We start from the raw sequence: 7,623 nt of genomic DNA, 5'->3' as shown, positions 1-7,623 counted from the left end.
TTCGGGTTCTTCTACGGGTGCGCACTTGTCTGTCGCCACATCCCGGTGCTCGACCGGTCGCTCAAGCACGTGCTGGAATTCGCCGATCAGGGTTCTGCACCGCTCGTCGCGCTCACGACATTCGCCAACGGCGCCGCTGAAGAGGTGTTCTTTCGCGGAGCCCTCTACGCAGCAGCCGGCACCAGCCACCCCGTCGTCAAGTCGACCGCGATCTACGCGCTCGCCACGACGTCCACACGCAACCCTGCGCTGGTCCTTGCCAGCGGTTTCATGGGCACCTTGTTCGGGCTCCAGCGCCGCGCCTCGGGCGGCATCCAGGCACCGATGCTGACTCACCTGACGTGGTCGGCGTTGATGCTGCGCTTCATGCCGCCTCTGTTCCGTGAGCCCGGTGCCGACGAGGTCAGCCGGTCCGACGAGAGCACGGGCGTCGCCGTCAAACGTTTGCGCGGCTGATCAGCCGGACTCGGCCACCGAGACCGTGCAGACCAGACCGAAGTGGTCCGAGCTGTCGGGTTCGCTGGTCTGGACCCGACCGTCGAGCACGGTGACCCGTGGGCCCACATAGATGGCGTCGAGGTGCTTTCCACGGCGTGGGGGCGGCGCGCCGAGGGCGTGATGAGTGTCGTGCTCGACGTTCTCGACCGCGGTGACCGAACGCCAGTCTTGGTAGCCCGCGGCCTCGAGTATCCCGCGGGGGGTGTCAGGACGAACGACGACATTGTTCAGATCAGCGGCCAGCACGTCGACCCGGTGTTCCTGGCACAGCTCGGCGAGACGTCCACCCTGTAGTTGACGCGAGGCGGCGGCCTTCTCAGCCGTCGTGCCCACCGACGACGACAGGTGAGTCGTTGCCGCGGTCCACTCGACGCCACTGGGGAGATGGCGGTATCGGACGATCGTGACGTAGCGCTGCTGGCGGGTGTGCGTTCCCAGCGGAAGCTCGTGCTTCGACAGCAGGCGGTGCTCGTCCCGGTTGTTGTAGGCGTCGTTGTTGCCGACGGTGCGCACGACGTCCCACCGCCGCAGCATCTGCCGCAACGACACCCGCTCGGCCCGGCGATTGGCCTCGATGAAGAAGTAGACGCTTGCCTGCATGCCCTCCGGGCCGAGGAGCTCACGTTCAAGCATCGGAGCACGATTTGCCCACGCATGCTCACCGCGGGTCCAGTTCGAGCCGAGGACGTTCTTGAGGCCGATCCGAAAGATCGCGGGGCCGGCGCCGGGAGCTGCTGTCACGCTTCGCCGACCTTGCTGCATGCGCGAATCATGGTGCCAACTCTGAAGGCTCGTCCGTTGGCACGCAAATGGACTGACCGCAGAATTAGTCAGATCGGGCCATCGTCGAACCTCTAACGAGTCATTGCCCGGATCGCCGAAAATGGTCATGCTGAGAAGACGGCGACCGACTCCCGACCTTTCGTGCGCCCGCGGCGAGTGCGCGAAGCCATCGCCGACCCGTCAGCGACATGTCTTGGAACGGACCGACATGACAGTGCCTGAGATCGGGCGAGACGCCGGATCACCGGGCGTCGATGCTCTCGATCTCTTCGCCGGGCGCTATCAGCTGGGCGAGGCCCTGAAGTCGGGCAACGGGGTCGACACATTCCTTGCGGTCGACACCTGGAACGCGACACAGGTCGTGCTGAAATCGATCGTCCCGCTCCTCATCCACGACGCCGCGAGACTCCGCTTCGAGCACGAGACCCGTGTCCTGCGTGAGCTCAGCGGAACTGGCTTGACCGGCTTGTACGACGCCGGTGTGAGCGACGACCACTGGTACCTCGTGCAGCCCTTCGTACCCGGTTTGACCCTCGAGCGGATCATGACAGACGGTCCTCTGCCGCTCCTCACCATGCTGCGCATCGGCATCGACATCGTCAGCGCCCTCGATGTGGCCCACGGTGCAGGCGTTTTTCATCGGGACGTCAAGCCCGCCAACGTCATCGTCGACGGCATCGACCCGGTCGGCACCGTGACGCTGATCGACTTCGGGTTTGCCCGCGGCCCGACCCTCGACGACTCGGTGAGCGACGACCTCGTCGGTACCGTCCGCTATCTCGCCCCGGAAGCTGCCGGCATGCTGTCGGTCCCGGCTGATGAGAGGGCAGACCTGTACGCCGTGGGTGTGCTGTTGTTCGAGGGCCTCGCCGGGCGTCCGCCATTCCCGGGTCGCAGCGTCGGAGAGGTGCTGCGCGAGCACCTGTCGATGCCGGTGCCGGAGCTGCGGCAGCTCATGCCCAACACGCCGCGGGCTGTCGACGCCATCCTGCAGAGGCTTCTCAGCAAAGATCCCGCTGACCGCTACCAATCAGCCTCGGCGCTGGCCTACGACCTCGCGGCCCTGCTGGAAGCACTGCAGGACGGGGAGACTGACCCCCGTCTCGTCATCGGCCGGATCGACCACCGTCGGACGTTGACAGACCCGGCCTTCGTCGGGCAGGAGGCCGAGCTGGCGAGCCTGGACGTGCTCGTGAGCGAGGTCAGCGGGGGAGGCAGCGGTCTGGTGCTCCTCGAGGCCGACTCGGGTGGCGGCAAGAGTCGGCTCTTGGCAGAGATCGCTTCGCACGCCTCGGCATCGGGAGTACTGGTCCTGCGGGGCCGGGGGATTCCCAAGACCGGAGGACGACCTTTCGCGCTGCTGCAAGGCTTCGCGAACGACCTCGTGACCTGTGCGGAGTCCAACGGGGGCCTGCGCCGATCGATCCGCGAGGGCATCGGTGACGGTGCGTCGGCAATCGCCCGGGTCCTGCCGGCCCTCGGCCCTCTTCTGGATATCGATGATCGCCGGGAGACGGGTCCCGAACGATTCGGTGAGCAGCGGAGCCTCACGGTCCTGAACCATCTCTTCCACTCGATCGCCTCGGCAGGCCACCCCGTGCTGGTCGTGCTCGACGACTGCCAGTGGGCTGACCGGCTTGCCATCAGACTCCTTGCGAACATCTTCGCCGAGGGGGTCGTTCCGCCTGCCAACGTGGGTGTCATCGCCGCCTTCCGGTCCGAGGAGGTCGACAAGTTTCACCCCCTGCGCGCCATCCCGCGCGGGAGGTCGGTGCAGCTGGGACCGTTGTCCTCCCGGGCGATGGCGCAGCTCACCGAGTCGATGGCAGGGCCTTTGCCCGACGAGGCCATCAACACGGTCGTCCGACTGGCTGACGGAAGCCCGTTCATGGGTGCGGCCGTCCTGCGCGGACTCTTCGAGAGCGGAGCGTTGGTCAGCGACGAGAACGGGTGGCGCGTCGACGACACGGCACTGCAGGACGTGCAGACGGCACGCCGCTCGGCCGGCTTCCTCGTCCGGCGGCTCGAGCTGCTCTCCCACGACTCCATCCAGGTGCTGTCGGCGGGCGCGGCCCTCGGCAAGGAGTTCGACTTCGTGCTCGCGGCACAGCTGGTGGGTCAGTCGGAGTCGGCGGCGGCCGTCCTGCAGGATGCCCGACGTCGACGTCTGATCTGGACCGACGAGCGCACAGGACTGTGCAGCTTCGCGCACGACAAGATCCGCGAGGCGCTGCTCGAGCGCCTCGACGACACGACCCGTCGCAACCTGCACAGCCGGGCAGCGGACGCGATGCAGGGTCAGGAGAACCTCGGGGCCTCCGTCTTCGACCTTGCGTATCACCTCGACGCCGCTGGACGGCACGAAGCCGCGATGCCGTATGCCCTGCGTTCGGCCGAGATCGCCCGCGTGCAGTACGGGCTCGACTCCGCGCTCGCGCACTACCGGATGGCCGAGAGAGGCGTCGCGGGCGACGACCGCGCCACGCACACCCTGATTGCTGAGGGACTCGGTGACATCCTGACTCTCCAGGGCGCGTACGACGAGGCAGGGTCACAGCTCGAGGCAGCGCGCGAGCTGGTCGACGACCGGGTGCACCAGGCAGCACTGGAGGGCAAGCTTGGCGACCTCGCGTTCAAGCGGGGCGACGTCGTGCTCGCCCAGCGATACCTCGAAGGAGCGTTGGCCCGGCTGGGGCGGCCCGTGCCACGGCACTTCGTCTCGCTCCTGCTCCGCATGCTCTGGGAGGTCACGGTGCAGGTCACGCATACCGTGCTTCCCCGTCTCATGACTGGTCGACGCGACCCCCAGGGTCACGAGGAGGACTTCCTGGCGATGCGGCTGCACAGCCGGATGACCTACCTCTACTGGTTTCTCGGCGGCAAGGTCACCTGCGGGTGGAACCACCTGCGCGGCATGAACCTCGCCGAGCGCTACCCGCCCAGTGCCGAGCTGGGCCAGGCCTACTCAGAGCATGCGCCCGTCATGACGATGATTCCGCTGTTCGGCCGCGCACTCCGGTATGTCGGCAGGTCGCTCGACATCAGGCGCAGCTTCGGCGACCTGTGGGGCGAGGGCCAGAGCCAGGGCTTTGCCGGTGTGACGCTCTACGCCTCGTCACGGTTCGACGAGGCCGAAGAGGCGTGCCGTGAGTCCATCCGGCTGCTCGAGTCCACGGGTGATCAGTGGGAGGCCAACACCGCCGGCTGGAACCTCGCCATGTGCCTCTACCGCAAGGGCAAGCTCGCCGAAGCTGCCTCCGTCGCCCGCGATGTCTACGAGTCGGCGACCGCGATCGGCGACCAGACGTCAGCCGGCGTGGGCCTCTCCGTCTGGGCCCGCGCCTCAGACGGTCAGGTCGACTCCCATCTCATCGAGGCCGAGCTCGCTCTCGGGAGCAAGGACGCGAGCACTACTGCCGAGGTTCGTCTGGCCGCGGCAATCTGTGCGTTCAAGGAGGGCGACGTCGACGCCGCAGCCGCACACCTTGCGGAGGCTGCGGCCACGATCCGGGGGGCCGGGCTACGTCAGGAGTACGCGGCCGCCGTGCCGTGCTGGGCGGCGACAGTGGCTCGTGCCCGCGCTGAGGACGCAGCGCCGCACGACCCGGTCGGCCGCGCCGCGCTCATCCGAGAGGCGTCCGGGGCGGTACGACGAGCACGGCTCTGGGCATGGAGCTATCGCAACAACGCGCCCCATGCGCTGCGCGAGGCGGGCCTGCTGGCATCGCTGCGCAACCGTCCACGCCGGATGGACAAGATGCTCCGCCGAAGCCTCCAGGTCGCGCTCGACCAGGGAGCTGCCTATGAGGCCGCCATGACGAGGCGTGCGATGGCGCAGGTCGCGATGGCGCGAGGCGCCGATGAACGTGTGCTTGCTGACGCACGGGCGGCGGTGTGGGCCATCGAGATGACCCAGGAGCCCCTGCCTCCAGGGATCGGGACGCCGAGCGTATCGCTGTTCGACCGGTTCACGACGCTGCTCAGCGTCGGGCGCATCATCACCGCAGCCACGTCCTCGGCGGCCGTCGACAGTGCCGTCAGGGATGCGGCGCTGACCCTCCTGCGGGGCGAGCGGTGCCACCTGGTGAGCGTCGATGCCGTGCTCGACCGCGACGTCACCACCGAGTCGGGCGAGTCGGTCGACGAGGTCAGCCGCACGCTGGTCGCGAGGGCCATCGAGAGCGGAGCGCCGGTCGTCGACAACAACTCGACCGCGAGCGACAGCGACAGCCTGGTGATGTCGGGCGTCCGGTCTGTCCTGGCCGCACCCATCGTCGTCCACGGCGAGACCCGGTACTGCTTCTACGTGACGCATCGCAAGATCAGCCACCTGTTCGGTGAGGAGGAGGTGCAGCTCGCCGGTTTCGTCGCGACTCTCGCGGGTGCGGCCTTCGAGCATCTCGCCGGCATCGAGACACGCTTTCACTCGCTCGCGCAGAACTCGAGCGACGTCCTGACGCTCGTTGACGCACACGGCCTCGTCAGCTATCAGAGCTCGGCGGTTTCGCGGGTGTTCGACCTACCATCGACCGGCCTGATCGGCCGACCCGTCATCGACTGGGTCCACCCCGGTGACCTGACGTCGTTCTCCAACGCTCTTCGCCGAGCGGATCTCGACGAAGAAGTGCGCATCGAGTGTCGCTTTCAGCACGCCGACGGCTCGTACCTCTACACCGAGACCGCCGTGACGAACCTGCTGGACGACCCCACCGTCAACGCCCTCGTGCTCAACAGCCGCGACATCACGGACCGTCGGCGCCTCGAGGACGAGCTGAGGGAGCGGGCACTCTACGACAGCCTCACGGGACTCCCCAACAGGGCGCTGTTCCTCGATCGCGCCCAGCACGCTATCGACCGCCGCGGCACCCACCCGCTGGTCGTGTGCTTCCTCGATCTCGACGACTTCAAGGGAGTCAACGACACCCACGGGCACGGTGCGGGCGACGAGCTGCTGTGCGAGATGGGCAGCAGGCTCGTCGCCTGCGTGCGTCCCGAGGACGTCGTGGCCCGCTTCGGGGGCGACGAGTTCGCCATCCTGCTCGAGGACACCAGCCTCGACGGGGCGACGGTGGTCGCACAGCGCATCCTCGAGTCGACGAGTCGGCCGGTTGTCGTCGCCGGAATCGAGCTGATCACACATTTCAGCATCGGCATCGCACCGTCGAGCGGGCACCACTCGACGCCCGACCAGCTTCTCGCCGAAGCCGACGTGGCCATGTATGCGGCGAAGGCCCGGGGGAGTCACCTCTTCAATGTGTTCGAGCCGGAGATGCGGCTCAACGCCGAGTCGCGATCGCTCGTACGGGTGGCGATGGAGCGGGCCCTCGTCCGTGACGAGCTCTGCCTGCACTACCAGCCGATCTTCGACATGCGGATTGACAAGTGCGTGGGGGTCGAAGCCCTCGTCCGGTGGGACCATCCGGAGCGCGGCCTCCTGATGCCGGCCGACTTCATCGACATGGCCGAGGCGAGCGGCCAGATCACCGCCATCGGCACGTGGGTCGTCGGCGCGGCCTGCAAGGCGGCCGTGCACCTCGTCGAGGGAGCGTTCATGAGCATCAACGTGTCCGCACCTCAGCTGCAGCATCCCGGGTTCGTGGACTCCGTCGCCCTGGCCCTCGACCATTCCGGCGTCGCGCCTGACAGGCTCGTCCTCGAGATCACCGAGACCAGCGCCGTGGCCGACATGGACTCCGCCCTCGCCCACCTCACCGACCTCAAGACCCTTGGCATCGGGCTGGCGCTCGACGACTTCGGCACCGGCTACTCCAGCCTCACCTACCTGCGCACGTTCCCCGTCGACTACCTCAAGATCGACCGGGCTTTCGTCCGGACCGTCGCCAGCAGTCCCGACGACCAGGCCATCGTTCGCGGCATCGTCGACCTTGCCCACTCCGTCGGCCTGCGCGCCATCGCCGAGGGCATCGAGGACGACAAGCAACGACGAATCGTCACCGAGATGGGCTGCGACCTCGGACAGGGTTTCCTCTGGACAGAGCCGGTGCCTTCCGATGAGCTTCCGGCGCTGTTCCTCCCCGCGTCCGACCCGTCGCTGGCGACCTAGCACCAGCAGACCTAGGACCAGCAGGCCTACCCGTGATCAACGAGACTGCGGCGACCACGTTGGTTTGAATGACGTCATCGTGGAGGCCTGTCGAAAATCGAGGCCCAGCCGGTTCAGTCCGCGCTCACCTGATGACGGAACTTGTCCCGTCCGGTGTGCAGCGACCACAGCAGCTCGGCGAGGACGTCGGGATCCTTCTCGTCATCGCCCTCGACGATCCGCCCGCCGATGATGAGCTGAGACACCTGGATGCCCTCTTCGCCGAGGACCTCGTTGAG

Annotated in this window: 3 protein-coding genes; 2 read left to right on the top strand and 1 reads right to left on the bottom strand. The window is 67.4% G+C overall.

Features of this window, described 5'->3' with window-relative positions; translation table 11 throughout:
• On the top strand, positions 1–456 hold a 456-nt coding region (locus H7290_RS05115), incomplete at its 5' end, for a CPBP family intramembrane glutamic endopeptidase (protein ID WP_290512939.1).
• Here the strand turns inward: H7290_RS05115 and H7290_RS05110 are convergent.
• Positions 457–1,239, bottom strand: a complete 783-nt coding sequence (locus H7290_RS05110; protein ID WP_290512938.1) for a hypothetical protein — start codon at positions 1,237–1,239, stop codon at positions 457–459.
• Between the two features lie 250 nt (positions 1,240–1,489).
• On the opposite strand from H7290_RS05110, the gene H7290_RS05105 reads away from it, so the two are divergent.
• Positions 1,490–7,345 (top strand): EAL domain-containing protein, encoded by a 5,856-nt coding sequence (locus tag H7290_RS05105; protein WP_290512937.1) that lies wholly within the window; start codon positions 1,490–1,492, stop codon positions 7,343–7,345.
• Positions 7,346–7,623: the final 278 nt, after the last annotated feature.

It is taken from the genome of Aeromicrobium sp., assembly GCF_014378035.1.
Lineage (GTDB): Bacteria > Actinomycetota > Actinomycetes > Propionibacteriales > Nocardioidaceae > Aeromicrobium.
This window is presented reverse-complemented; position numbering and strand designations above follow the sequence as displayed.